This is a genomic window from Variovorax humicola (assembly GCF_037889915.1).
Lineage (GTDB): Bacteria > Pseudomonadota > Gammaproteobacteria > Burkholderiales > Burkholderiaceae_C > Variovorax > Variovorax humicola.
The window spans coordinates 103,848-128,281 of the sequence record NZ_JBBKZV010000004.1; the positions used below are offsets into that span (position 1 = coordinate 103,848).

The following is a 24,434-nucleotide window of genomic DNA, read 5'->3' on the forward strand; positions in this document are numbered from 1 at the left end:
CCCCTCGAGGGGGAGGCGCCGCAGGCGCATCGGGGGTGTTTGATTTCAGCGCGCCGCGCCCAGGGCAGCCACGCGGCCACGCCTCATGTCGATCGGCACCAACAACAGGAGGCCGGCAATGAACAGACCCGTTGTCGCGAAGATCGCAACGCGCTGATTGCCGCCGGCCATCCAGGTGATGACGCCATAGCTCAGCGGCCCGATGATGCTGGCCAGGCGCGTCGCAAAGCTCCACAGGCCGAAGAATTGGCCGAGCTGCTGCGGCGGCGCCAGAACCCCCGTCATCGCGCGCCCGGCCGACTGGCTCGAACCCATCGAAAGTCCGGCAATGGCGGCAGCGCACCAGAAGCCGCCCTTGCTCGTGACCGAGCCTGCAATCAGGCAGACCGCGATCCATGCCACCAGGGTTGCCGAGAGCGAGACCTTGTGGCCGATGCAGTCCTGCAGATAACCGAAGCCGAATGCCCCGATGGCCGCGGCGAGGTTCAACGCGAAGATCAGGACCATCGTCTCCTGCGGCTTGAAGCCGATCACCTGCTCCGCATACACCGCGGCCAGCGTGATCGCCACTGCCACGCCACCCTGGTAAGCCACCGTGCATGCCAGCAACCACATGAAGTCCGAGAACGCGCGCGCCTGCTCGAAGGTCTGGCGCAACTGGCGCCACGAGTCGCCCCACGAGACGCGCCCCGCATCCGCCACGGGCCGCGCACGCTCGGGCAGCAACGCAAAGGTTGCGCATGCCGCCACGCCGTACATCGCGGCAGTGACCAGCATCGTCACCGGCACGAAATGCGATGCCGGCAGGCCCTGCGCCTGTGCCCACAGGACGTAGGCCAGGCAAAGGCCCAGCGTCAGCATGCCGCCGATGTAGCCGAAGGCCCAACCCCATCCACTGACCTTGCCCATGCCGTCGGCCGTGGCCAGTTCAGGCAGGAAGGCCCCCGTCAGCGATTCGCCGTACGAATAGAAGGTGTTGGAAACCACGACCAGCAGCATCGCCAGCGCAACTGCTGCGATGCCCGAGGCGCGAGGCGTCAGCGCAAGCGCCGCGGTACTGAGGACGCAAGCCGCGGTCGCGAGCATCAGCACCCGCTTCTTGGCCGCGCGCAAATCGGCCCATGCACCGATGACCGGCATGGTGAACATGACGATCGCGTAGGCGATGCTGAGCGACAGCGTCCACGCAAACGCCCCCCAGGGCGCGCCCTTGGCCAGGTCACCCACGAAGTAGGCGGCGAACACCGCCGTAATGACGACCGTGGTGTAGCCGGAATTGGCGAAGTCGTACATCGCCCAGCCGAACACCTCGCGCTTGCGAACGCCGGGGTTCAGGGCGGACGTTGGGAAGAGTTCCAAGCGCGGGATCAGTGGAGGTGACGTGGGCGACGGCCGCCGCCGTGGCCACCCGCGCCCGGCGCACCGCCGCTGCCGCGCGGGCGCTTGCCGATTTCAAGCGAGCTGACCAGTGCGTCGAAGCGGTCGCCGAACAGCTTGTCGATTTCACCGACCACGCCGCCGAGTTCCGAACCGTCGAAGTGGCGCTCCATCAGCGCGACCACGTCTTCCACGAGCAAGTCGCGCTGCACTTGCATGATCGCGGCCGGGTTCGGGCCAACGAACAGCATGATGAAGTCGTCGCGCGATTCTTCTTCGGAGTCGCTTTCTTCCTCGTCGTAGTCGGTGTCGTAGAACGTGACCTCGATGGCCGCGCCCTGCTCGGCCAACTCGTTGAGCGCCATGCACATCTCGTCGAGTTCCTGGCGGAAATCTTCGTCGCCGGGCACGGTCCAGCACATCTGGAGCATGTGCTCCTTCTGGTCGAAGCGGATGCCGGGCTCTTCCTCATAGGCACTGACGGCGCCGTCGGCCAGTGATTTGGCGCCCGCGTATTTCCAGAGCGGGCGCAAGGCCTCCTGGATCTGGTCGAAGCTGACGTCGGCACGCAGCGGCACATCGCCGTGCACGTGTATTTCGAACGGAGCGTTGTAGCGTGGCATGTCTTGCTCCCTTGTAAGTTGGTGCCCGGGGCCGGAATCGAACCGGCATGCCCCTTTGCAGGAAGCGGCGGATTTTAAGTCCACTGTGTATACCAGTTTCACCACCCGGGCGGAGGTATCTCTCCAGTGTAATCGCTGGATTTTGAGCCGCGCCCTAGGTTAGTGAACAACGGATTACCGGTGGAAATTCGACCCGAGCCCCCGCAATTTCCCCCGCAACTCATGACCACACCTATAGCTTTCACCGCCGACCAACGCAATCACATCGAAGCCCTGCGCCGCAACCTCACCCAGCGGACCCAGCGACTCATAACGACCGAATACGGCGCAGCCGACTGCGGCCAGCAATGGGCCGCGTTGTGCGTCGACGAGTCCGCCGACACCTTGGTCTCCATCCTGGTCGGCCCCGGGGTCCCGGGGGACGCTGCGGTCATGGCGCCTGACGGCGCAGCCGTCGCCCCGGGCTCGGAGTTCCCGGAGGCCATCAAGGCCGCACGGTTCACAGCTATGCGCGGATGGCGTGCCCTGCGCCGCGCTGCCCACTAGGCGCGCCCAGGCTCCCGGTGACCCCAACGGTCCCGGCGGCCCCTCACATCACCCAGCCGGCCCATCGTGGCCGGTTTCTCTTTCATGAGCCCCATGACCCCCACCGAGACAACCGAAGGCGCCCAGGTCGCCCCTGCGACCAAGCGTTGCCCGTCCTGTTCGACATCCCTGCCGCTGGATCGATTCGGCCGAGACACCTCACGCCCGCCGCTGTATCTGCAAGGCCGCTGCAGGCCGTGTACGAACGCCAAGACCTCCGCCGGGGTGTCTGCGCGGCGCAGGGTCGCCAAGGTCGCCAAGGACCTGGCGCAGATCGCTACCGAGGTCGCCCAGCTGCAGAGCACAGAGACCCGAATGGTCCCCGGCTCGGGCCCGGAAGGGTTCGACACCGTACCGACCTCAATCCTGGAGGTGCCCCACAAGGGCCGATGGCCCGCCAGGGCCCCCGCGCCCGAAGAGTTGACCGCCGGCTTCAACTGGTGCGACCTGATCGACGGCGCCGATTCGCGCCGCCAGTACGTCGCAATGGGTCACAAGGCCCAGTGGAGCGCCGAGCAAAACCGCAGCCCGTCCGAGCAGCCTGGAAGACCGCTGGGACCCGGGGGCCTCGAGGCGCTGCTCGCGGGCCCGCCGAGTGTTGGCAGTTTCTGGGAGAACCGACAGGCCAATGCGCGGGCCGATGCATCGTGCTTCTGTGACTTCTGCTGTCGGCAGGAACGGATTGATGCCAAAACTGCAACAATCAAACACTGCGAAAGCGTGTTTGTGTAGATCAAAACGGGGGTATGATGAACCGTTTGCTACACTTTTGATAGCAAACTATTGAGCATACATAAGGCCTGCAGCCCGATGCTATAGCAACGCATGGGGCAATGCGACAGCGAGCGTGCGACTGTTGCACTTTTGGCATCAATGCTCGACAGGCAGACCGCCGGGCGCCGCAGGATCAAGCGGGTCCCGGCTGACCGCCGCACCCTTTGCACGACCACACCCCGTTCCAAAACGGGGACCACCCAAGCTGACCCAGGGGCATGGGTCGAATCGCATGCAGCCCCTTGGTCGCTGTCGCTGGGCGACCATCCCCTGATTGATTGTCTTGGTGGTGGTATTGCTTGGTGGTCGCCATGCCAGTCGCAATCAATGGGGTCCCGAACTCCCATGGCCCCGACAGATCGCCGGAGCCACTGGTGGGGCCGCGACTACAGCCTACGGCATGGGCCAGAATGCGGGCTGTACAACAGTTGGAGACGGCGCAACATGGACATGTCGTTGGTTCAGGCGGGTATCGCCTCAGTGAAGGCGCTTCAAGACATCGTCAAGCTTGGCATTGACGCCAAGGTCGACGCGAAGTCGTCCGAAAGAGTAGTCGAGGCGCTTGGGAAACTTGGGGAAGTCGCCGATGCGCTGTACGTCATGCGCGACGAGTTGTTCAGACTCCAGACTGAGAACGACAAGCTGAAGCGCGAGGCCGATCGGCGGCTGGCGTTCGAGACTCGTAAGGCTGCATACGAACTCACCAAGACCGCCGGGGGCGCGTTTGTCTGGGGTTTCAAAGGAGAGCCTGCGCACTACGCATGCCCCAATTGCATGAACGACGACCGCATCGAGATCCTGCAGGACAATCGTGTGTACGCGGGGACGTACAGATGCACAGTCAAGAAGTGCGAGGCGACGTTTCCGGTCGACCCGGAGCCCGAGCGTTCCCCGAGGGCACGGCGATCCTTCGGGTTCCCCTGAGTCCTCGCGCGAACCCAACGCAGCAAGCGCGGCTATGGCTGATAGGTCGGTCCGGCCCCCACAAGCCCGTAGACGTCCAGTGACGCTCGCCGCATCCCTCAGTGCTGTGCAGACCTTACGGGCCGGCGCTCAACGATGAAGTAGACGGCCTTCTGACAGCCGACGGTCCTAATGAACATTCCGCTCAAGATGGGTATCCCCGAATGGGAGTTTCGGGTCGTTTTCGGCACAACCAGGATCGAGTACGACCCAACAAAGGATGCCGCGAACTTGGAGAAGCATGGTTATTCTCTCCAATTTGCTGCCTCTCTTTTAGAGCGCGTTCTCCTCGGGTTTGGCGCGAAGGCGCCCTATGCCTTGAGCGACGGGTTCGCCGAAGGGGGGGAAGTTAGGCACATGCACCTATGCACCGACGACTCGGGCAAGGTGGTTTTGATGGTCACGACGATGCGTCCAGACGAATCGGTAAGGGTCATTTCGCTTCGCCGCGCGAGTTCCTCGGAGCGAGACCGGTTATTTAAGCTTACCGGGTACCGCGAAAAGGCGGATTTGTGAGGCTTGCAGGGCCGGCCCCTCAGCGACCCCGGCGCCCCGCGTGACAGTGCATCGACTCCCCGCTTCCCCGGCTTCCCTAGCTCTCTCCAGTGCCCTCGCTTCCGCCGGGGACACTTGAGTCCTCTCAGGCGCTCCGAGGGGGGGCTACCGCCTGGGCGACAGCTTCGCGATGACGTTTTTTGCGTAGTCGAACACGAGCCCATAACCTTCATTCCGCAGCGACTTGGCGATGATCTGCTCGCTGCGGGCGTTCCGACGAAGAAGTTGAATTGATTCTTCGGAATAGGCGATGCGCTCCAGTGACTCTTCTGAGTATTCCCTTCGGGCGAGCGCTTGTGCTGCCGCCGCGATCTCCGCAAGATTTTTCATCAGCCGATTCGCCTCCGCAATGTCATCGCTGTTCGCCTGCTCAAGCAGATCGGAAATTTGCTGGCGGAGAGCGCCCGCACTCAGGACCAAGTACGCGATGCGGTTGTCGTTGTCGGCCATCGCAAGTACGAGCGAGTCCCGCTGATTCTCGAAGAGGTCGCTACGTGCTTGAACCCGAGTCCGATTGGCCAGTACCGCGCTTATGACTGCAACGAGTGCAGACACGACGCTGATCACAAGCTTCACGGTATCGGAATCCATGCCTTCCATTCTCGGGGAGCACAGGCAAAGTTCTTGTGCGATACCAGTTCGACTTTAGGCTCGGCGACTTCCGTGGGTGTGCATCGACGCACCGATCCGCTTGGCCTCCCTGAGCCTCTCCAGTGCCCTGGCTTCCGCCGGGGTCACCTGGGTCCACTCAGGCGCCCCGCGCAGGACGCACCACCAAGATTGCGGGTAGACGGGCCCGGACCCTTTGGTCCCCCGGGGCGGATGCGTAGCCGTGAGCGCCTGGCGTGACATTTGGGCTTCGTCCTACCCCGGAGCAACAAATGTGAATTTTTCACATTTGAGGACGCATGGCCCAATCTTTAGCTTAAAGTGCTAAGTCCTGCGGCCTGGTTTGCAGACGTCCGCATCTGTTGAATGGTTACATCTGGAAGGGGGGTGGAAGGCTATGAGACCTGCACAATTACGCGCGAGGCTCCACTGGGAAGTCTCATGTGAGCGCCTGCAGAATGTATTGAAACCGCCCAATGGGGCGCCAGCGGCAACAGCCGCCGAGAAACTCGTCGCCTTGCAAGGAGTGAAAGATTCGTTGAACGCACTTGATAAGGCGTTCGACATCAGCGCTCTTGCGGGTAGCGGTCGCGAGGTCCATAGCGGGCAAGACGCTCCCGTGCTCCAGTCGACTCATTGAAGCGGTCGCGCCGTTCCCAGCGGCGTCGAGTTTTGCCCGCATCTGCGATGTCCTCCGCGAACCGGGATCGGGCCTTGATGGTCTCGGGGTCGAGCCGGCGACCGAGGCTTTATTTCCCGCCCGTCGTCTTGCCTGCTGCCTTGTCCTCGGCGCAAGGATTTCCATCTGGAAAGGAACGCGATCCATCGGCACAATTCTTGATTTTCTCCAAATACTCGGGGGACTTTTTCTCTTGAAAGCCGAACATCGCTACCGCAAAATTGTTGATCATGGGCTGATCGTTGCCAGTTTTGATGCCGCTCCCATCGGCTGCGCAGCCGCTAAGGGCGATAATGCATGTGGCGGCGAATAGGGTAAATGTAGAACGCACGTAGTCTCCAATTGTTAATGGCTTATTCTAAGGTCGTATGCGCCTGAACGTACGTGTTTTAAATCACAGTCACTTCGCAAATTTAGCTCTGCTCAGCGGCCATTCCCAATTGACAGATCGACCGCAACACCGTAGACCCCCAGGAACTCGATGAGGTCGCGCGGGGCCTGTGGAACGACGAGCGCTTGCGAAAGATGGCGCCCGAAGACGCTGCGCTCGACTGGTTGAGACCGATGAGGTCGGCAAGTCGCCTCAAGGCCGCTGCAACTCGATCACAGGGTCAAATCGCAGATCGTGAATGTGCGGAAATACATCTGACCTTTCTAATCGAACGATGTTAATACCCTTCTTGAGAGCGACCCCGCCGACCTCTGCCCATTTCAAGAAGTTGTTCTGCCATCCCCCGGTTTTTTCATCAAGTGCATTGTCGCTTATTAAATCTCCATTCAAAATCACTTTTATCGGCCGCGCTTCGTCAGCGGCGAAATTTATAGACATTCGATAAGTTCCAGCTTCGCTTGCTTCGAATTCAAATTCGGCGGCATTTGGCGCGTGATTACACGGAGGCCCATTGGAAAGTGTGCCTGGACCGGGAATGCATTGATCAATCGCGACATTCATCCCTCGGACGTAGTCCTGCGCAGGAACAAAAATTGGTAGTGCAGGTTGAAAGCGACCACCAGGGCCTGAAGGGCCTAGCATAGTGACCGTGAATGAGCATGTGACTGCCGCGACCCCCACTGCGCCTGTAATTGCGATCTTTCCAAGTCGCCGCTTTTCCCTGCTTGGAATCTGCCTGCTGAGAAGCCCCTTGACCGCGGTTCGCACTGCCGCTGCGGGGTTACCTTTGACAGCGAGAACCGTGGCTGCTCGCAAATAAGGCGGCAGTGCCGACAAAGGCAGCCCGTGGAGGTTCACGGGAAGAACGCGATCTACTGGGCTTGCCCAACGATCCCGCGCCCACGAGAGTTCGTTGTGGGTGAATTTGCCCGGGGAAAGCGATGCAGATGAGACAAGGAACACGAACAAATCACAGTGGTTGATGGCTCGCTCAATTCGGTCGTAAAAATTCCCTCCAGGCGGAAGGTTGCGCTCGTCAAAGAACACATCACACTCCAATGATGCGAGCGCCAACTGAATTGATTCCGCAACATCCCTATCCTCTGACGCGTAAGAAAGAAAAACGGTTGCCCGTTCGGCTTCCATCTTGCTCGTGAAATGAGCAGTTAGATTTCGGAGATGGTGACTCAACTGGAACATTTGAGTTTCCCCCAAAACTACTCTCGATGATGTTTTCAACCCTTGCGTTGCTCCGCACTGTGCATACTAGAACCGCTGGACCATTCACGATGCCAAAAATTCGAGGATCCACCGTCGCCCGCGCGGCCGCAATGCCCCATGCCCTGGGGTCGACCATCGGACACGACGCGGCCCCAGCGCCACTCGGGAACTAGAACGGCGTGTCGTCGTCGAGGTCGCTGAAAGAAAGTGGTCGTCGTCCTTTCGGCTTGATCGCAGGAGGCGTCGCCCGAAACCCGACCTTCTTATCCCATGTCTCCATCACAAACGTAGCGACTGTGTGTGCGGCGTTGACTGCCAAGCGTGCATGACGTGGCTCAAGCTTGTAGCCCCTGCGCCCTTCGCTATGGGCACTCCCCGCATGGGTACGCAGTGCGCCGATTCCGTCAACGATTGAAAACAGCCCGGTGATGATCCGTTGCAAGTCCCGGTCCACGATGCTCGCGGGTTCGAGCCCGAGGTCAGCACGGACGACCTTGAATACAGGCTGTAAATCCTGCTTGTCCGGCATCGTCAGCTTGTTGTCGTCGATGTACGTCTTGAAAATCGATTCGAGGATGTTTGAGGCGGCCGACACAGCCTCTCTAGGCTTAGCCTCCACGGTCTCCGTTGCACGATCAAACTCGCGATGAATCGCCGGCATGTCGCGACCCTTGATCAGTTGCCCCAGGGTCTTGCTGGGCGCGAGACCCCCGCCTGTGATGAATCCGCCGACCCGGTATTGCAACCCATTGTTGGCAAGTACCGTTTCAATCTTGCGAACGCTCTCGCGCTTCTTCAAGGTGTATTCGTCTTCCCTCGTCCAAGCAGGCGGCGCGTAGTCGGCCGCCATCACAGGGTCTTCCATGTACCCGCTAATGATCCGTCCGACAACCGCCAACGGCTCGGGGTGCTGCTTATTCGTGTTACGTAGCCATTCTTGGGCCTTGACGTGCTTGCTGCCCTCCGGAGGATCGCCCGGAGCCTCGGCATAAATGAACAGACTGTCCATGCTGGCATGGGTCTCGACCGTAGAGACAATGTCGGAAACGATTGCGAGGAGTGCGGACGGAATAGGCTTAGCCATGGGCAGGGCGAATTGACTGCGGGCCGCTATTGTGGGTCGTGCCGTCACGGGTCTGCAAAGCTCATGCCCCGCCGCCACGCGGCGGACGCTATGCTCACGCTTATGACCTACCGCATTTTCTTCCGCACGACGGACCCATCGTGGCCCGGTCAATTCGTGTTCCTTGATTCCAACTCACACGTACAGGACATGGATCTGGACGTTCACCTGTGCGTGCAGGTCGGAGACTTGACTCGCACGGACGCCCACTGGCTAACGCTGTCGCCGCAACCTCGACGGCACCAAGGCAAATCGTTTGTCCCTGCAATGCAACCGTTCCCCAGCAATTGGACGGAGGTAGGTGCCATAGGCGGGAACGCAATCGTCTATGGGTTCTCCGCACCCGATGAACTGCAAGCGTTCTGCGCCGCCACCGGGGCAATTGAAGCCACGATGTTCCAGCAAATTCCTGCCTAGTAGAGCGCTCGGCGATTTTTCGAATGCTGCCCCTTACCCCGGCGCCCCGCGTGCATGCGCATCGGCTTCCGGCCCTCTCCAGCGCCCACCGGCTGCAACGATGATCGCGCACGCTTGACCCCAGGGACACGGTGGCTCATCAGCCACCCCCGCAAGCGCTAGTACGGCTGCTGTCGTCCCGTCACGTCGTGCGGCTGACGCGGCCTCCAGTAGCGCTCGCTGCGAATCCAGACCACGTCCTTCGTGATCTTGTTGAAGGCAGCGAGCACCGCCTTGTCGATGACCTGGTTGCCGCTGACCTCGCTGATGGTCACGAAGGGCTCACCGAACTTCACGGCGATATTCGCTGCCGCGACGTCCTGGTACAAGGTGCCCTCTTCGTCGAGAGTCGCCTTCATCCAAGCCGCGACGTCCGATGGAGTTGTCACTTCTTTGGCGCGTCGTCGGTGTGCAACGCCAGCGTTTGCTCGTGGAAGAAGTTCTGCTCGGCCTTGGAGCCAGCGAACCACTTGCAGAACACGCGGGGCTTATCCTGGTCGCCTCCATACATCTTCTCGTACGAGTCGACGGTCATCACAGGGCCGCCCGATTTCAGCTTCACCAAATCTCCAGTATTGAACTTTGCCATCTCGTCTTCTCCTCATACCCGGGTTCCGCCCGTCCGGTAGGAACGAGGTGGGGGCTGTTCCTGGCATTTCAATACCCCATCACCCTCGCCGCCCTGGGATTCCTGGAGGTCCCTCGGACCTAAAAACCTCCGGGAAATCTGTCCCCACTCCTCCGTCCCGCCGCGCAGCCTGACGCCCCCCATAGGGCCCCGGGTCGACCACAGGCTGGCGCTGGGGAGCGCTGGGGCGCTGGGGCTCGAGCGGCCCATCGGGAGCCCTGCGGCTCTGGGCGTCAGCCAGCCAGCTCGGCCCTGAGGGGACCGCCAAGCCCCCACGGTGAGCCCTGCGGCGCTGCGATTTCCCACGGGGCGGCGGCTTATGAGCACCGGATACCTAGAACGACATCCGCCCTGTCAGGGGCCGGCGCGGTCGATAGGTCACGATAAACCCCTGTTATTGAGGGTAAAAAATGGCGCCGTGCTGGCCCGATTTGGCGTTGACGCTGCCGAGGCCGGCCGCGAGGATTGGTATGCGTACTACGCCCTGGCGGGCTTTGCACGTCTGAAACTTCCTGAGGAAGTACTGGTACTACGGCAGCCCGTCGGAGCCCGCAATCGGCCCCAGAGACGCGTAGGACCGCATGGGTCCCGGAGGGGTCGGTGGGAGAACCGCGCGGGTCCTGGGGGCTCTGAGGGGTCCTGGGAGGCCATCGCCGTTTGCATGCGCTTGGCTGCACCTGCGCCGCCGGGTTTCCCGCCCAACGCCTCGGGAGACCCTGAGGCCGCCTGGGGTTCACCCATACAAGGTGACGGCTCTACCGCCTAGACCCCATGGGAACCTCGACCCCTACAGAGTGACGACCGAATCGCCGAAGCTCCGAGGTCTCCGTGGGGCCGCAGGGAATAAAACCATACAGAGTGACGACCGTACGACCGGACCGCGACACCGACCATCGACGGGCAGGGGTCACCCACACAAGGTGACAACCGTAAGCAAATCGGGGCGACCGAGCGTGCGGGTTCACCCACACAAAGTGACGACCGCAACACCGCCGCGACTCAACCCACACAAAGTGACAACCGTATCGCCGACAGCGGCCCATGCAGGGGTCGCACCCACACAGAGTGACCACGGCTCTAATGACTCCGGGGAACTGGCACGAAACCCCGACGGGTTTCCCATCGGAATCCCGGGCCCCGCAGACCTCCGCCCCCACCTGTGCCCGCATGCGACTGGACGTAAGGCCGCCGACGTGCTCGACAGGCTTCACGGGAATAAACCTACACAAGGTGACAACCGTAAGCCCAAGAGCCCGGCCGCCATCGTTTTTGCATTACACCCAGGACCCCAATGACCTCCCCACAATCCTGGGGGCTGCCAGCGACCCGCGCCTGTACTGGATGCGGGCGGACGCTGCCCCTGACTGACGAGCACTTCTACCGGAAGACCGGCCCGTATCGATACCCCTGGCAAGTCTGGAGCCTCGGGGCGACGTGCAAGGCCTGCACGGCCGCCAAGTCCCGCTCATGGGAACGCGCCAACGCCGAGCGTCGCAACGAGCGGCGCCGCGCCAAGAGAGCCGAAGCCAAAGCCCAGGCCCTCAGACCCCCGGCGGTCCTGATGACCCCCGAGGCCGCTGCAGCCCACCACGCTGTCGCCGAGGTCCGCAAGGCCCGTGCAGAAAAGCTGGTGTTTACCAAGGCGCTGATCAAGCATTCCGCACGCGTACGCGGCGACCCGTCGCCCAAGCTGTGGTACGGGCGGTTTGCGGGCCGGACGCAGGCCGAGAAGACCGCCATCTTGAAGGCCGAGAAAGCCCAGGCCGAAGCGGCCGAGCAGCACGGCCCCACCCCCGACGCAGAACAACTCGAGCACCTCGAGCGCATGCATAGGCTCATCGCCGAGAACAGGCTCAAGTTCGGCGACCGCTCGGCCACCAAACAGCCGCCGCCCTTCTGCGGCTCCCCGACAACTGATTGACCCGTGCCCTGGCGTGTGGTCGTCCATCCGACTGCACACCATGCTGACCATCAACCAACCCGCCGAAGGGCAACGCTGCGTCAAGTGCGGAGCGTTCCATGGAGCCGCCGAGGTTCCACAGGCGTTCTATCGCGACCACTACCGCGAGCGGAAAGAAGCCAATGGCGTCGTCCGCTTTCGCGCCAAGTGCCGCGCTTGTTTTGCCAAGGACAACGCCGCGCATTACGCGGCCGACCCCGCGCGTCATAACGCGTTGACCAATCGCCGTCGCCGGTTGCTGGCGACCTCGAAGAGCAACAAGCGTCCCACACGTTGACGCCATACAGCGCCCAGGAATCCGCGAGATTCTCGGCTGGCAATCGCACGCATTAGACGCGTCGCCCGTCTCACCGAACCCAACTGATCCCCGCTGATCGGCTCCCGCTGATCGGCTCCCCTTGGTCTGCTCAATCCGAGCGGGCTTAACCGCGCCCGTCTCTTCCAGGAGTCGGCGCACCTTTTCATCTGCACCATGTCCACACCAACCCCCTCGCCCCATCAGATCGCAACGCACGCCCGCTACGTCATGCGGCATCTCGGCGCAATCCAGAAGCGCTGCACGTACACCTCCGACGCTTACGTCCGCAAGACCGTCGGCAAGGCGCACGGCAAGAACTACACCGACCCGTCTTGGCTGCTGATCTGCGATCACCTCGCCCGCAGCTTTCCCTATTGGAAGCTGACAAACGGCGTATGGCGCCGCTCCCGCGCTGCCGAAGAACGGGCACGCCAGCGAGTGCGCGACCGTGCCATAGACCTGAGCCGCGCCGCCACTGCCCTCGGCGAATGAACAACCCGATTCCTCCATCCCTGCGCATCATGTCCAACACCCAATCCCGCATCGCCTCTTTGACCAATACGGTCGTCCTGAACGGCGTCGGCCGTTGGCCGCTCACAGCCGCGAACATCGCGAAGCTCGGCCGCGTAGAAACCGCCCAGTACCTGGTCGGCGACCTTGATCGTGGCGACTGCGTCACTGTCAACTACGACGCAGACGTACACGGCAGTTGCGACGCCTGCTGCGCCGACGGCTCGGTCCACCTGGTGTCGCGCGACGCACTGGTGAAGTTGATCGACACTGTCCCGGCCGTCGCGCCGCTGCAGTCGGTCGTCTCCAGTAGTACCAGTACTTCTTCAGGCATCGCGGCCACTGCCTTCGCCCTGATGGACCTCGATGAACTCGCGGCGCAGTCCCGCCTCGTTACTTCGCGAATCGATCAAGGCGTTAGCGAAATGCGAGACCACTGGGACGACCTCGGGGCAATCCTGGTGCGTGCTCGTGTCTTGTTCCCCTCGACGAAGAACCGCGCCGAATGGATCGCCGCCGCCGGTCTGGATCGCTACTCGAAAGATGAGCGGGCCAAGGCCGCGTGGTGGCACTTGAACCGCGCTGAGATCGAGGCCTCGGGGAAGATCACCGAGCGCCTTGCGAATCCCGTGGTCATTTACCAGACCTTCAGTGGCATCCGCAGCCTCTCAAGTAGTACCAGTACTTCTTCAACGGTCACGCCCCGCACTGGTCGACCTTCTGCAAGTACCCAAACACTGAGGTGCGGTGCAGACGGAATCCACCGACCGGCCACCGCCGAGATTCTGCAGCGATCCCCCTCAGGCGGCTGCACGGTTCGCGGCAAGTCCGGCGAGATCCACGAGGGCGTGAAGTGGTCGTCCATCTCCGAGCCGTTACGCAACGCGTACAACGAGAAAGTAGCAGCTCACAACGCCCGGATCCACGCCGAATACGTCGCCGCGAACCCCAGGCCCGCGCCGTCCCCTCGCCCCCATCTCGACATCGAGTCGGGCGAAGTGGTCGACGTCGAGGCCACCGAGATCCCCGAGACCACCGTGGACCCCGAGGTCCTGGCGAACGCTGAGAACGCCTTGCGTGATCTCGTGGGCACCAGTGACCTCGAGGCCGTGCTGGTCGCCTTGCTGACCAAGGTTCGCGCCGCAGCCTGAACCCATCAATTCAACACCTATGCAAAACACCAACATCAAGACCGACGCAGTCGGCACTACCGCTGCATTGCTGCAGCCCCGCGACCGCGTCCTGTACGTGAACGACGAGAACGGCCAGCAGGTCGCCCACGTTAAGCTGTCGACTGGCGAATACGTCACTGTCGACGCGGACGCATGGGACATGCTCCGGGCCGTCGGCTGTAGCTCGGGCTGGGCACGCACAGCGAACCCCGCCACCGGCAAGACCTCGATCACGTTCCCCAGCCGCTCCCCGCGAATGCCTATGGTCTTCCTGAGCCGACTGATCACAGGGGCGAGCCGTCGACAACGTGTCATCCACACGCGCGGCCCCTTCGATCTGCGCCGCTCCTCGCTGAAACTCGTTGATCTGGTGGCCGCCGAGGTTCCGCAATGAACGATGTCGCCATAACCACACTGGAAGGCCACGAGGTCCGCATTGACCCCAAGACACATGCGGGCCTAATCGGCCTCGACATCGACCTGTCGCGCCTGTGCGTCGTCGACGACGAGGTCCGCGTCTACCGCAAGTCTCGCGATGAACTCCACGGGCTGAGTCTCGAAGCGCTGGCCGACTTGATCGCGGCGCCACCCGCGTCCCCGCCGGTCCCCAAGGCCGCCAAGAAGCCCGCACAGGCTGCGACGCCTCAGTCGCTGATTGCCGACGCCTTTGCGAACTTCACGGCCACCATGCCAACGCGTTCGCCTTCGGCCACCAAGGGAGGCCGGCCTCCGATTTACGTCAATGGCCGCCGGGAATACGCCCAGGCGCCCAACACCTCCAGGGCCACAACGCGGGTCGCATTGGTGGACGCCAAGCGGAACTTGGTCGGCTATGCCACGTTGTCCACCGAGGCCTATTTGGATCTAGTACGCAATCCCAACACGCGCTGCGACTCGTCGACGTGGACGCTGACCGCCAGCGACATTGTCCTGTCGCGGTCGCGTACTTCTGCAGAGCCGGCGACCTATGACGTGCCCGCGCTGCTGAAGATGCTGCGTCGCGTCCCGGACATCAGGGTGGAACGCGTATGAGCCGGCAAGGACCCAGGGACCTTGTGGTCGCGGAGGACCACGGGGACTCCGTCGCCCTGGACGTCAATGGGCAATACGTCCTGATCGACAAAGCCGACCTCGGCGAACTCGAATGGTGGCGATGGGCCGCCGGCTGGTCGCTGTCAGTTGCATACAGCCACGGCGTCAAGCACGCGATCTTGAACAACCGCGAGATGCGGGCGACCTCCCAACTGGGCCGCCTGATGCTCAAGGCCAAGATCGACGACTACGTTAAGCACGCGGACGGCAACACCCTGAACTGTCGCCGGTCGAATCTTCGACTGGTTCCAGCCGGCCGCGACATCGGCCACTCCAGCAAGCTGGCCGCGCTGCAAGCCCCAGACCTCCCCTCAAGTCCCGCCGGATCGCCACCGGCCGACACACCCGCCAGCGATTGGCACAACCCAACCCTACGTAAGTTCACATGAAACCAAAGACCATCCCGGCCTTCGTGCCGACCCTCCCCAGCGCTGCCCCCGGCGGGTACATCGCCAGTCCTGAACTGGATGCCGCCAACGCCGCCGGCCGACTGGCCCACGACCTCGCCGAGGCCCTCAAGGACCGCAATGACATCCCGGCCAACCTCTCGCCCGTGCTCAGCACGTTCCCCGAGGCGCAGGCCAGCCGTGCCGCCGAGCTTCAGAAGCTCATCGACGGCGTGGCAGCCGGCTGGGCTTCGGTACAGCGTCTCGAGACGCTCGCGCTGTCTTACGTCGCCGCCTTCAGGGAAACCCAGAGCGCGTATCTGAGCTCCTTTGCACCTCGCAACCCGGACGCCGCCCAGATTCACGCCGCAAAGCTTCATGCCGAAGTCACCGAGGCCGCCGAGCGCTACCGCGTCCGCTACCACAACTATTGAAAGACCACCCCATGAATGAAACCCTTTTCCAACTGAATGGCCGGCTGTACCCCGCGTCCATTTACTATGACTTGAAGTCAAAGCAGGACGCCCGTCAGGCTGCACATGACGCGCAGTTCGCCAAGTACAACACCGAGGCCGGCCGCGCCGAAGCCCGCCGCGCCTTCATGACGAACCCTGAGCCACAGATCGTCCATGTGGAAGCCGGCGGCAGGTCACAAGCCGAAATCAAGGGCTTCGACGAGCGTCGCGTAGACCGCATCGTCGCCGCCGTCGCGACCAGCACCATCGACAAAAACGGGGCACACGTTTACGCCATTCCCGCCGGCAACGTGTACGGCAGGGCGAGTGCCACGCCAGGCAATGCGCCGTTGCCCCCGGGCATGACGCCCATTTCATTCTTCGGCGGCCTCCCCAAGGCCTGAGCCCATGCCGACGCCCGACTGGCTCCCCGTCGGGCAGTTCCCCATCTTCTGAGAATCACACCATGTCATCCTTCCAACGCGCCCCGAGCGCACGGACCACCGAAGCCGGCAAGTACGGCGTCAACGCCCCGGCCCCCGAGGTCACAAAGCTGACCGTCGCAATCGATCGGATCACTGGCCACGTCGTCGCCATCGGCATCAACGACGAGCGCCTCGACGCAAGCCTGGGTCAACAACACGACGTGCCCGCTGGGTTCGTACCCGAGATTGGCAAGCCCCTCGAGGGCGTCACCGTGACCCGCAACGAGATCACGGGACTGGCGGTCTGATGTCGCCCAACGAAAAGTTGCGCCTCGCGATCTCGGAGACCCTGGGAGGCCGACAGACCCCGGCGGGCCTGCGGACCCTCGCGACCGACCCGGACTTCAGCACCTACCAAACGGTCCAGACGAACGGCGCAGCGGCCTTGCTGGCTCAAGCCGACGTGTCGCCATTCGCCGCGAGCCACGCAGCGGACGCTCTGACCGCTGCCATCGATACCCGGTAGACCTTCAGTCCCTGATGTTTCCGCAAGGCGGCATCAGTGGCGGGCGGCCTCCCCAAATGAAAGAGAACCACCCATGGCACTACGTCAGCCGAAAACGCGCCCGGTGGGGTGGAAGCCGTACGCCGTGGTCTCCAAGGGCTTCATGGGCCCTCTGTTGCCTCGCTACTGCACCGCGTGCGAATGCTGGAAGACCTCCGAGGAGTTCCACGCGAACCCGCACGGTCGATATCGTCGCGATTCGACATGCAAGCCATGCCGCTCCGCCATCAGAGCGGCCGAACGGGCCGGCGAGATGGCCGAGCTACGGCGCCGCCAAGAGCGCGAGTCATACGCCGCCCGTGGTCGAGCCGAGCTAGACCGGAAGGCCCGGAACAAGGCCGACGCCTACGCGCGGTTCGTTGCGAGATTCGTGGGGCCTCGGTGGCCCACAGGACGCCGTAGGCCGCGCGTAGGCGCTCCAGTCGTGAAAGACATAGCCAAGGCCTCAGCGAGGCGACCAGCGCGTCCTGCGGTCTCTGCGGCCCCCATGGCCCCCAGGTCCCCTGCGGTCGACCTCAGCTACATGGACAGATTGCGCGTCAGGGCGCCAGCGGCCCCGGTGGTTCCGGCGGTCTTGGTGGTCCCAGTGGTCCCGGCGCGACCCGTTGTCGAGCGGATGCCGCCACCCGAGCCTGTTCGCGTGGTCGTGCCGCCGAAGCTGTGGGCCCCGCCGGTCAAGGTCCGAAAGGGCATGTTTCATCGTCGAGCCGACAGCGAACAGCGATGGATCGACGAAGCAGCCGCGAAGGCCGCCCTCCTCTCAACTGCCGGCCCAACGAACCCGGAAGACCCGCCTTTCTGACAGCACTTGATTACTGTCAGCAGTTCGCTATAGTGACGCTTCCGCAACCTGCCCCGACGACGACGACGATGCCCAATCCAACCTCTGACCAAGCCAAGATCCTTCGGCAACGCTTCGGCGCCCTCATCCGGGGCAAGCGCGAAGAATCCGGCCTGACCCAATCTGACCTCGCATTGGCCTTGGACTGGCGCGTTACTGGCCTTGTGTCCCAAGTCGAGCGCGGAGTCTCCGCCCCACCCCCGGCGACCATCGCTGCGTGGTCGGCCGCCATTGGGATGACCGCCGAGGAGTTCGCTCGAGCGTGGCTGTGGTACTGCGAGCCGTACGTCTACGCCGCCCTGTTCGGCGTCTCCCCATTTACCCAAGAACACCTCAAGCCCCCGGCGCCGACCGTGGCCTCCCTCAAGCAGGCCCAGGCCCGCGTCCGCAAGAACATCACAGAACGCAAGAAAGACTGACCATGGCCCTATACCAACCACCCGGCACCAAGAATTGGACTGTCGAATTCGAGATGAAGGGGACCCGATACCGCAAGGCCACCGGCACCGCCGACAAGATCAAGGCCAAAGCCATCGAGGTCCGCATGCGTCAAGAGGCGAAGGACGACGCCGAAGCCAAGCGCCTCGGCATCACCCGGTCTACGCTGGGATCCTTGGGCGACATGTGGCTAGCTGCGTCCAAAGAGCACCACCGCGACGCCGGCAACAACGCATCGCGCTTGCGTAAGCTGTTCGGCGAAGAACTGCAGCGAGACCCCGAGACCCCTAAGGCCTGGAAGCTGGTCGAGGGGGCGCGTGCGGGACTACCCCGTGACCTGCCGGTCCACGAACTGACGCAGGGGATGCTGATGACGCTCAAGGGCAAGCGGAAGACCGAGGGCAACACCCAGTCGACCATTAACCGAGAGATCAGCCTGTTGCAAAGTCTGTTCAAGTTCGCCGCCGCGCACAACATCGTGTTGCCGAACCCGGCTATCCAATGGTCGGTGAAGATGAACAAGACGGCATCCCTCCGCACGACTGAGAAAGTCGGCAAGACTCGCTATCTGACGACCGCAGAGGAGGCCAAGCTGCTGGCGTATCTCGCGACTGACGCTGCGGCCCGACCGCGTCAGCGAGCGCCCCAGGACTCCCATGATCTCGTCATGCTGCTGTTGGACTTGGGCTGCCGCTTCACAGAGGCGACGACGCTCCAATGGGATGCCGTCGACCTCGACGCCGGCACTGTGAAACTGTGGCGCTCCAAGACTCAGAATTGGTCCACGCTGACACTGTCCGCGCGGTCACTGGAGATGATGCGCGAGCGCCGGAAGATCACCGCGCCACGCATCCATGTCTGGCCCGCCTTCACGGGCAAGCGCTGGGCGGACGAAGACATCGGCCGAGGTGAAGGGGCGGACGGCATTCAAGCTGCAATTGACGCTGTAGGCCTGAACGACGACGCAGGGCGACTGGGTCGGGTCACGCCGCATACGATGCGCCACAGCTACGCGTCAAGGCTGGTCGGCGCTGGGGTCTCGTTGTTCACCGTGCAGAACCTGCTGGGGCACACGACCCCCACAGTGACCCAGCGTTACGCGCACCTCGCGCCCAGCGCTGCAGGGATCGAGGCCGCTGCTGTGCTCAACGCCCTGCACGCGGTCCCCGCAAATCGTCCCGCAATGTAGGTCCACACGGTCAGCAGTTCTGTATAATTGCCCTCGGGAAGGGTGCTGTCATGGAAGATGACACCCAACCTTTTAAGTCCGATGTGTCTACCAGTTTCACCACCCGGGCGATGGGGTTCGATGCGTCGAAGATAACCCAAACAAAAACAGCCTCGCCAACGAAGTTGATGAGGCTGCCGAATCGGGCATCCGAAGATGAACCCAAAGAGTGGAGGCGCGACCCGGAGTCGAACCGGGCTAGACGGATTTGCAATCCGTTGCATAACCGCTTTGCTATCGCGCCACGTTGTTCCTGAAGTCGAAAAAAAGGGAAGCTGATGCTTCCCTTTTTCAAAAACTGGAGCGGGAAAAGAGTCTCGAACTCTCGACCTCAACCTTGGCAAGGTTGCGCTCTACCAACTGAGCTATTCCCGCGTTTCGAGCCTCGAATTATATACCGGTTTTCAAGGCCCTCGCAAACTTACCCGTCAATGTTTCACCGAAGACGAATCTTCGGCAGGCGGCACGCCGCGCTTCTTGGCAAGTTCGGCCACGGCGGCAGCAGACGCAGCAACCTCTTCGTCGGACAGCGGCGTGGGCGCCTTCTCCAGCGCGATCTCCAGCACCTTGTCGATCCACTTGACGGGGATGATTTCGAGGCCGTTCTTCACATTCTCGGGAATCTCCTGCAGATCCTTCGCGTTTTCCTCGGGAATGAGCACGGTCTTGATGCCGCCGCGCAGCGCGGCCAGCAGCTTTTCCTTCAGCCCACCGATGGCCGTGACCTCGCCGCGCAACGTGATCTCCCCCGTCATCGCGACATCGCCGCGCACCGGAATGCCGGTCAACGCCGACACGAAAGCCGTCGTCATCGCAGCGCCCGCGCTCGGTCCATCCTTTGGCGTGGCGCCATCGGGCACGTGGATATGGATGTCGCGCTTCTCGAACACTTCGTCCTTGATGCCGAGGCGGGCCGAGCGGCTGCGCACGACGGTGCGTGCAGCCTCGACCGATTCCTTCATCACGTCGCCGAGCGAACCCGTGCGACTGATGACGCCCTTGCCGGGCATCGTCACCGCTTCGATGGTCAGCAGGTCGCCGCCGACTTCGGTCCATGCAAGGCCAACCACCTGGCCGACCTGGTTCTGTTTCTCCGCACGGCCGAAGGTGTATTTGCGCACGCCGAGAAAGTCGTTGAGGTTCTCGCCGGTCACCGAGACCCCGGGCGTCATCTTCTTGAGCAGCAGGCCCTTCACCACCTTGCGGCAGATCTTCGACAGCTCTCGCTCGAGCGAACGCACGCCGGCTTCACGCGTGTAGTAGCGCACGATGTCGCGCACCGCTTCCTCGGTGACGAGCAACTCGCCGTCCTTCACGCCGTTGTTCTTCAACTGCTTGGGCAGCAGGTACTTCAGTGCGATGTGCGTCTTCTCGTCCTCGGTGTAGCCCGCGAGGCGGATGACTTCCATCCGGTCCAGCAGCGCCGGAGGGATGTTCATCGAGTTCGAAGTGGCCACGAACATCACGTCGGACAGGTCGAAGTCGACCTCGACGTAGTGGTCGCCGAAGGTATGGTTCTGCTCGGGGTCGAGCACTTCCAGCAGCGCGCTCGACGGGTCGCCGCGGAAGTCCGTGCCGAGCTTGTCGATCTCGTCAAGCAGGAACAGCGGATTCCGCGTCCCCACCTTGTTCAGGCTTTGCAGCACCTTGCCCGGCAGCGCGCCGATGTAGGTGCGCCGGTGGCCGCGGATCTCGGCCTCGTCGCGCATCCCGCCCAGCGCCATGCGTGTGTACTTGCGGCCGGTCGCCTTGGCGATCGACTGGCCGAGCGAGGTCTTGCCCACACCCGGCGGGCCGACCAGGCACAGGATCGGCGCCTTCACCTTGTCGACGCGTTGCTGCACCGCGAGGTACTCGAGGATGCGGTCCTTGACCTTGTCGAGGCCGTAGTGGTCCTCGTTGAGCACTTCCTCGGCATGGGCCAGGTCGTGCTTGATCTTGGTCTTCTTGCTCCAGGGCAGGCCGACCAGCACGTCGATGTAGTTGCGCACCACCGTCGCTTCGGCCGACATCGGCGACATCAGCTTCAGCTTCTTGAGTTCGCTCTCGGCCTTTTTGAGCGCATCCTTCGGCATCTTGGCGAGCTTGATCTTTTTCTCGATCTCCTCGATGTCCGCACCCTCTTCGCCTTCGCCAAGCTCCTTCTGGATCGCCTTGACCTGCTCGTTGAGGTAGAAGTCGCGCTGGTTCTTCTCCATCTGCCGCTTCACACGGCCGCGGATCTTCTTGTCGACGTTGAGGATGTCGACTTCGCGTTCGAGTTGGCCGAACAGGTTTTCGAGCCGGGCCTTGACGTCGGCGAGGTCCAGCACCGATTGCTTGTTATCCAGCTTCAACGGCAGGTGCGCGGCGATCGTGTCGGCCAGGCGTCCCGGATCGTCGATGCTCGAAATAGACGTGAGGATTTCAGGCGGGATCTTCTTGTTGAGCTTTACATATTGGTCGAACTGCTGCATTACGGCGCGGCGCAGTGCTTCGATCTCGGTGCCGGTCTGGGCGGCACCCTCGCCTCCGCCAACGGGGTTCACATTGGCAGAAAAGTGCGTCTCGCTGTCGTCGATGCGGTTGACGCGTGCGCGCTGCTGGCCTTCGACCAGCACCTTCACCGTACCGTCCGGCAGCTTCAGCATCTGCAGGATGGTCGAAATGCAGCCGACCTCGAACATGTCTTCGACGGCGGGCTCGTCCTTGGCGGCGGCTTTTTGCGCGACCAGCATGATGCGGCGCTCGGCCTCCATCGCGAGTTCCAGCGCCTTGATGCTCTTGGGGCGCCCCACGAACAGCGGGATCACCATGTGGGGGAACACCACGACGTCGCGCAGCGGCAGCAGCGGCAGGTCGATGGCGTCGGGTGGCAGGGGGGTATGACCGGACATGCGAATCCTCTTGATGTGTCAGGCAAAGATGGAACGCGCCGCGCGGATTTCAAGCCCGCGCGGCGCGTTCAGTGTGAGGCACACGCCAGTTGGCGTGTGAAAGATCGGCGTCGAGACCTCGGCCACCTACGCCTTTTTGGCCGCTTCGCGGTAGACGAGCAACGGAGCCTTGTTCTCATCGATGGTCGATTCCTCGACCACGACCTTGTCGACATTGGTCGCATTCGGCAACTCGAACATCGTGTCGATCAACGACTGTTCGAGGATCGAGCGCAGGCCCCGCGCGCCGGTCTTGCGGGCAAGCGCCTTGCGCGCGATCGCCTTGAGCGCGGCCGGGCGGATCTCGAGGTCCACGCCTTCCATCTGCAGCAGCTTGGTGAACTGCTTGACCACCGCATTCTTCGGCTCGGTCAGGATCTGCACCAGCGCGTCTTCGCTCAGTTCGGCCAGTGAAGCCACGACCGGCATGCGGCCAACCAGTTCGGGGATCAGGCCGAACTTGATCAGGTCTTCCGGCTCGACTTCGCGGAACACATCCGTGAGGCTGCGCTGCTGCTTGCTGCGCACCGACGCACCGAAACCGATGCCCGATGCCTCGGTACGGTTCTCGATCACCTTTTCCAGTCCGGCAAACGCACCGCCGCAGATGAACAGGATGTTGGTCGTGTCGATCTGCAGGAAGTCCTGGTTCGGATGCTTGCGCCCGCCCTGCGGCGGCACGCTGGCCATCGTCCCCTCGATGAGCTTCAGCAAAGCCTGCTGAACACCCTCGCCCGACACGTCGCGCGTGATCGACGGGTTGTCCGACTTGCGGGAGATCTTGTCGATCTCGTCGATGTAGACGATGCCGCGCTGGGCGCGCTCGACTTCGTAGTTGCAGCTTTGCAGCAGCTTCTGGATGATGTTTTCGACGTCTTCGCCGACGTAGCCGGCTTCGGTCAGCGTGGTGGCGTCGGCCATCACGAACGGCACGTCGAGCATGCGCGCCAGCGTTTGCGCCAGCAGCGTCTTGCCGGAGCCCGTGGGCCCGATCAGCAGGATGTTGCTCTTGCTGAGTTCGACGTCGTCGCCTTTGGCCTTTTCCTTGTGCCGCAGGCGCTTGTAGTGGTTGTAGACAGCCACCGCCAGCATGCGCTTGGCCGGCTCCTGGCCGATCACGTAGTTATCGAGGTTGGCCTTGATTTCAAGCGGCGTCGGCAGGTCGCTGCGTGCGTCGCGCGTTTCTTCGCCAGCGGGGAGTTCGTCTCGAATGATCTCGTTGCAAAGATCGATGCATTCATCGCAGATGAACACCGAAGGACCGGCGATCAGCTTCTTGACCTCATGCTGGCTCTTCCCGCAGAACGAGCAGTAAAGCGTCTTTTCGCTGGAGGAGCCTTTTTTCTCGGCCATGAAGGTGCCTCGTAACTGGAATTTAACAATGATAGCGAAACAAAAACGGCGTTTCCCGTGTGGGCAAACGCCGTTGTTGCTCTTGTGCTGCTCTCCCCAAGGCGCAGCACGGGCGCCGGGGCGCCAAGCGATCTTAGCTGCGCTTGGAAATCACCTGGTCGATGAGTCCGTATTCCTTCGACTCGTCGGCAGTCAGGAAATAGTCGCGTTCGGTGTCCCGGGCGATTTTCTCAAACGTCTGGCCAGTGCGCTCGGCCAGGATCTTGTTCATTTGCTCGCGGGTCTTCAATATGTCACGGGCATGGATCTCAATGTCGGTCGCCTGGCCGCGTGCGCCGCCGAGCACCTGGTGGATCATGATCTTGGAGTTGGGCAGCGAGAAGCGCTTGCCTTTTTCGCCCGCCGCCAGCAGGAATGCGCCCATGCTGGCCGCGAAGCCGATGCACAGCGTCGACACCGCCGGCTTGATGAACTGCATCGTGTCGTAGATTGCCATGCCGGCACTCACGCTACCGCCCGGCGAATTGATGTAGAACGAAATGTCCTTGTCAGGGTTTTCGCTCTCGAGGAACAGCAGTTGCGCCACCACGAGGTTGGCGGTCTGGTCGTTGACTTCGCCGACCAGGAAAATCACGCGCTCTTTCAGCAAGCGCGAATAGATGTCATAGGACCGCTCGCCGCGGCCCGATTGCTCGATCACCATCGGCACCAGGCCGAGAGCTTTAGTGTCCAGTGCGCTCATGAATTGCTCCGTTCAGTGCTTGACCTTGCCGGGGGATGCCGGCAAAAGTGCAAATGGGGATGAGCCTGCG

General features: G+C 62.5%; 29 protein-coding genes and 3 tRNA genes. 18 read left to right on the forward strand and 14 right to left on the reverse strand.

Annotated elements, in window-relative coordinates:
• Positions 1–45: 45 nt before the first annotated feature.
• From WKW80_RS09205 to WKW80_RS09215, 3 genes are all read right to left on the reverse strand, one after another.
• Complete coding sequence (locus WKW80_RS09205; protein WP_340363266.1) at positions 46–1,359, reverse strand: MFS transporter; 1,314 nt, start codon at positions 1,357–1,359, stop codon at positions 46–48.
• A gap of 8 nt (positions 1,360–1,367) precedes the next feature.
• Positions 1,368–2,000: a DUF6806 family protein gene (locus WKW80_RS09210; protein ID WP_340363267.1), complete on the reverse strand. Its 633-nt coding sequence runs from the start codon at positions 1,998–2,000 to the stop codon at positions 1,368–1,370.
• Positions 2,001–2,019: 19 nt separating this feature from the next.
• Positions 2,020–2,111: transfer RNA gene (locus tag WKW80_RS09215), tRNA-Leu, on the reverse strand.
• 111 nt (positions 2,112–2,222) lie between these two features.
• On the opposite strand from WKW80_RS09215, the gene WKW80_RS09220 reads away from it, so the two are divergent.
• The 4 genes from WKW80_RS09220 (at position 2,223) to WKW80_RS09235 (ending at position 4,838) form a co-directional block, all read left to right on the forward strand.
• Entirely contained in the window at positions 2,223–2,546 is a 324-nt protein-coding gene (locus tag WKW80_RS09220; RefSeq protein WP_340363268.1) for a hypothetical protein, read from the forward strand.
• 93 nt (positions 2,547–2,639) lie between these two features.
• On the forward strand, positions 2,640–3,317 hold the full coding sequence (locus WKW80_RS09225) for a hypothetical protein (RefSeq protein ID WP_340363269.1): 678 nt from the start codon (positions 2,640–2,642) through the stop codon (positions 3,315–3,317).
• Positions 3,318–3,803: 486 nt separating this feature from the next.
• Positions 3,804–4,283 (forward strand): hypothetical protein, encoded by a 480-nt coding sequence (locus tag WKW80_RS09230; RefSeq protein ID WP_340363270.1) that lies wholly within the window; start codon positions 3,804–3,806, stop codon positions 4,281–4,283.
• Between the two features lie 171 nt (positions 4,284–4,454).
• Positions 4,455–4,838: a BrnT family toxin gene (locus WKW80_RS09235; RefSeq protein WP_340363271.1), complete on the forward strand. Its 384-nt coding sequence runs from the start codon at positions 4,455–4,457 to the stop codon at positions 4,836–4,838.
• Between the two features lie 144 nt (positions 4,839–4,982).
• Here WKW80_RS09235 and WKW80_RS09240 read toward each other — a convergent pair whose 3' ends face one another.
• The 4 genes from WKW80_RS09240 to WKW80_RS09255 all read right to left on the reverse strand — a co-directional run bounded on the left by WKW80_RS09240 (position 4,983) and on the right by WKW80_RS09255 (position 8,861).
• Complete coding sequence (locus WKW80_RS09240) at positions 4,983–5,468, reverse strand: hypothetical protein (protein WP_340363272.1); 486 nt, start codon at positions 5,466–5,468, stop codon at positions 4,983–4,985.
• A gap of 767 nt (positions 5,469–6,235) precedes the next feature.
• Positions 6,236–6,496: a hypothetical protein gene (locus WKW80_RS09245; RefSeq protein WP_340363273.1), complete on the reverse strand. Its 261-nt coding sequence runs from the start codon at positions 6,494–6,496 to the stop codon at positions 6,236–6,238.
• A 252-nt stretch (positions 6,497–6,748) separates the two neighbouring features.
• Positions 6,749–7,756: a TIR domain-containing protein gene (locus WKW80_RS09250; RefSeq protein ID WP_340363274.1), complete on the reverse strand. Its 1,008-nt coding sequence runs from the start codon at positions 7,754–7,756 to the stop codon at positions 6,749–6,751.
• A 190-nt stretch (positions 7,757–7,946) separates the two neighbouring features.
• Positions 7,947–8,861: an abortive infection family protein gene (locus WKW80_RS09255; protein ID WP_340363275.1), complete on the reverse strand. Its 915-nt coding sequence runs from the start codon at positions 8,859–8,861 to the stop codon at positions 7,947–7,949.
• Between the two features lie 189 nt (positions 8,862–9,050).
• Here WKW80_RS09255 and WKW80_RS09260 point away from each other — a divergent pair, with 189 nt between their 5' ends.
• Entirely contained in the window at positions 9,051–9,317 is a 267-nt protein-coding gene (locus WKW80_RS09260; RefSeq protein ID WP_340363276.1) for a hypothetical protein, read from the forward strand.
• A gap of 158 nt (positions 9,318–9,475) precedes the next feature.
• Here WKW80_RS09260 and WKW80_RS09265 read toward each other — a convergent pair whose 3' ends face one another.
• A complete protein-coding gene (locus WKW80_RS09265; protein ID WP_422822879.1) occupies positions 9,476–9,826 on the reverse strand; it encodes a DUF6953 family protein in 351 nt (116 codons plus the stop codon).
• Complete coding sequence (locus WKW80_RS09270; protein WP_340363278.1) at positions 9,742–9,945, reverse strand: YodC family protein; 204 nt, start codon at positions 9,943–9,945, stop codon at positions 9,742–9,744. The genes WKW80_RS09265 and WKW80_RS09270 overlap by 85 nt, the downstream gene beginning before the upstream one ends.
• Before the next feature lie 1,330 nt (positions 9,946–11,275).
• Here WKW80_RS09270 and WKW80_RS09275 point away from each other — a divergent pair.
• From WKW80_RS09275 to WKW80_RS09335, 13 genes are all read left to right on the forward strand, one after another.
• Positions 11,276–11,905 carry a hypothetical protein gene (locus WKW80_RS09275; RefSeq protein ID WP_340363279.1) on the forward strand — a complete coding sequence of 210 codons (630 nt, stop codon included), beginning with the start codon at positions 11,276–11,278 and terminating at the stop codon, positions 11,903–11,905.
• A gap of 40 nt (positions 11,906–11,945) precedes the next feature.
• A complete protein-coding gene (locus WKW80_RS09280) occupies positions 11,946–12,221 on the forward strand; it encodes a hypothetical protein (RefSeq protein ID WP_340363280.1) in 276 nt (91 codons plus the stop codon).
• Positions 12,222–12,416: 195 nt separating this feature from the next.
• On the forward strand, positions 12,417–12,734 hold the full coding sequence (locus tag WKW80_RS09285; RefSeq protein ID WP_340363281.1) for a hypothetical protein: 318 nt from the start codon (positions 12,417–12,419) through the stop codon (positions 12,732–12,734).
• The gene (locus tag WKW80_RS09290; protein ID WP_340363282.1) at positions 12,731–13,903 is read left to right on the forward strand and encodes a hypothetical protein; all 1,173 of its coding nucleotides are present in this window, start codon (positions 12,731–12,733) and stop codon (positions 13,901–13,903) included. The genes WKW80_RS09285 and WKW80_RS09290 overlap by 4 nt, the downstream gene beginning before the upstream one ends.
• Positions 13,904–13,922: 19 nt before the next feature.
• Entirely contained in the window at positions 13,923–14,318 is a 396-nt protein-coding gene (locus WKW80_RS09295) for a hypothetical protein (protein ID WP_340363283.1), read from the forward strand.
• Complete coding sequence (locus WKW80_RS09300) at positions 14,315–14,956, forward strand: hypothetical protein (RefSeq protein ID WP_340363284.1); 642 nt, start codon at positions 14,315–14,317, stop codon at positions 14,954–14,956. Before WKW80_RS09295 ends, WKW80_RS09300 begins: the two co-directional genes overlap by 4 nt.
• The gene (locus WKW80_RS09305) at positions 14,953–15,405 is read left to right on the forward strand and encodes a hypothetical protein (protein ID WP_340363285.1); all 453 of its coding nucleotides are present in this window, start codon (positions 14,953–14,955) and stop codon (positions 15,403–15,405) included. The genes WKW80_RS09300 and WKW80_RS09305 overlap by 4 nt, the downstream gene beginning before the upstream one ends.
• Positions 15,402–15,836 carry a hypothetical protein gene (locus WKW80_RS09310; RefSeq protein ID WP_340363286.1) on the forward strand — a complete coding sequence of 145 codons (435 nt, stop codon included), beginning with the start codon at positions 15,402–15,404 and terminating at the stop codon, positions 15,834–15,836. Before WKW80_RS09305 ends, WKW80_RS09310 begins: the two co-directional genes overlap by 4 nt.
• On the forward strand, positions 15,833–16,261 hold the full coding sequence (locus tag WKW80_RS09315; RefSeq protein WP_340363287.1) for a hypothetical protein: 429 nt from the start codon (positions 15,833–15,835) through the stop codon (positions 16,259–16,261). Before WKW80_RS09310 ends, WKW80_RS09315 begins: the two co-directional genes overlap by 4 nt.
• A gap of 62 nt (positions 16,262–16,323) precedes the next feature.
• A complete protein-coding gene (locus WKW80_RS09320; RefSeq protein ID WP_340363288.1) occupies positions 16,324–16,590 on the forward strand; it encodes a hypothetical protein in 267 nt (88 codons plus the stop codon).
• Positions 16,590–16,808 carry a hypothetical protein gene (locus WKW80_RS09325; RefSeq protein ID WP_340363289.1) on the forward strand — a complete coding sequence of 73 codons (219 nt, stop codon included), beginning with the start codon at positions 16,590–16,592 and terminating at the stop codon, positions 16,806–16,808. Before WKW80_RS09320 ends, WKW80_RS09325 begins: the two co-directional genes overlap by 1 nt.
• A gap of 909 nt (positions 16,809–17,717) precedes the next feature.
• On the forward strand, positions 17,718–18,107 hold the full coding sequence (locus WKW80_RS09330) for a helix-turn-helix domain-containing protein (RefSeq protein WP_340363290.1): 390 nt from the start codon (positions 17,718–17,720) through the stop codon (positions 18,105–18,107).
• Positions 18,108–18,109: 2 nt separating this feature from the next.
• Positions 18,110–19,315 carry a tyrosine-type recombinase/integrase gene (locus WKW80_RS09335; protein ID WP_340363291.1) on the forward strand — a complete coding sequence of 402 codons (1,206 nt, stop codon included), beginning with the start codon at positions 18,110–18,112 and terminating at the stop codon, positions 19,313–19,315.
• A gap of 209 nt (positions 19,316–19,524) precedes the next feature.
• Here the strand turns inward: WKW80_RS09335 and WKW80_RS09340 are convergent.
• From WKW80_RS09340 to clpP, 5 genes are all read right to left on the reverse strand, one after another.
• A tRNA-Cys gene (locus WKW80_RS09340) sits at positions 19,525–19,598 on the reverse strand.
• Positions 19,599–19,653: 55 nt separating this feature from the next.
• A tRNA-Gly gene (locus WKW80_RS09345) sits at positions 19,654–19,729 on the reverse strand.
• A gap of 53 nt (positions 19,730–19,782) precedes the next feature.
• Positions 19,783–22,230, reverse strand: coding sequence for an endopeptidase La (gene lon / locus WKW80_RS09350; RefSeq protein WP_340363292.1), 2,448 nt, complete (start codon positions 22,228–22,230; stop codon positions 19,783–19,785).
• Between the two features lie 126 nt (positions 22,231–22,356).
• A complete protein-coding gene (gene clpX, locus WKW80_RS09355; protein ID WP_340363293.1) occupies positions 22,357–23,622 on the reverse strand; it encodes an ATP-dependent Clp protease ATP-binding subunit ClpX in 1,266 nt (421 codons plus the stop codon).
• Between the two features lie 133 nt (positions 23,623–23,755).
• Positions 23,756–24,364 (reverse strand): ATP-dependent Clp endopeptidase proteolytic subunit ClpP, encoded by a 609-nt coding sequence (gene clpP, locus WKW80_RS09360; protein ID WP_340363294.1) that lies wholly within the window; start codon positions 24,362–24,364, stop codon positions 23,756–23,758.
• Positions 24,365–24,434 lie beyond the last annotated feature (70 nt).